Below are 971 nucleotides of genomic sequence, written 5' to 3'. Positions count from 1 at the left end.
GCCGAGGCCGGCGGCGACGAGGACGCCGAGGACCTGGTCGTCGAGCAGTTCGCGCTGGTCAAGAAGCTCGTCCGGCGCCCCGCCCCGGTGCTGTTCGCGGCCCTGCTGGTGTTCGCCCTGGTCGCCTGCCGCGGCCTGCTCGGCGCCGGCGCCCTGTTCGGCGGCGCGCTGCTGCCCGCCGGCGACGGCGCGGCCGGGCTCTGGTCGGCGTACGCCGACGCCTGGCACCCCGTCGGCACCGGCTCCACCGCCGCCGCACCGCCCTACCTCGCGGTGCTGTCGATCCTCTCCTGGCTGCTGTTCGACCACGCCGACCTCGCGGTCACCCTGCTGGTCGTCCTCGCCGTCCCGCTCTCCGCCGTCAGCGCCTACCTGGTCTCCCGGCCGCTGATCGACTCCAAGCTGGTCCGCGCCTGGGCCAGCGCCACCTACGCGCTGCTGCCCGCCGCCACCGGCGCGCTCGCCCAGGGCCGGATCGGCACCGCGGTGCTGGCCGTGCTGCTGCCGCCGCTGGCCCGCGCCGCCGCGATCACCGCCGGCCTCGGCATCCGGGACGAGAGCGCCGCCAAGGGCGCCCGCCCCGGCTGGCGCTCGGCCTGGATGACCGTCCTGCTGCTCACCCTGGCCACCGCCTTCGTCCCGCTGGTCTGGGCGCTGGCCGTCCCGCTCTGCCTGGCGATGCTGGTCACCGCCGTGGTGCGCGGCGGGGCCTTCGGCTCCGGTGTCACCGCGCTGCGCCTGCTCGGACTGCGCGTCCTGGTGATCCTCGCGGTGCCGGTCGGCGTGCTGGCGCCCTGGTCGCTCCAGGTGCTCGCGCACCCGCAGCGGCTGCTGCTGGAGGCGGGCCTGCCCGGCCTGCACGGCGCCGGTCCGACCGCCACCGGGCTGCTCCTGGTCAACCCGGGCGGCGCCGGGGTGCCGCCGGTCTGGCTCTCCGCCGGCGTGGTGCTCGCCGCGCTGGCCGCCCTGCT

The 971-nt window shown here is 77.8% G+C and carries 1 pseudogene; it reads left to right on the top strand.

From position 1 onward, the window contains the following. Positions 1–971: pseudogene (locus tag ABD308_RS30085) on the top strand (family 2 glycosyl transferase); the annotation flags it as partial.

The sequence above is a fragment of the Kitasatospora putterlickiae genome, assembly GCF_039527695.1.
GTDB classification, from domain to species: Bacteria; Actinomycetota; Actinomycetes; order Streptomycetales; family Streptomycetaceae; genus Kitasatospora; species Kitasatospora putterlickiae.
This window is presented reverse-complemented; position numbering and strand designations above follow the sequence as displayed.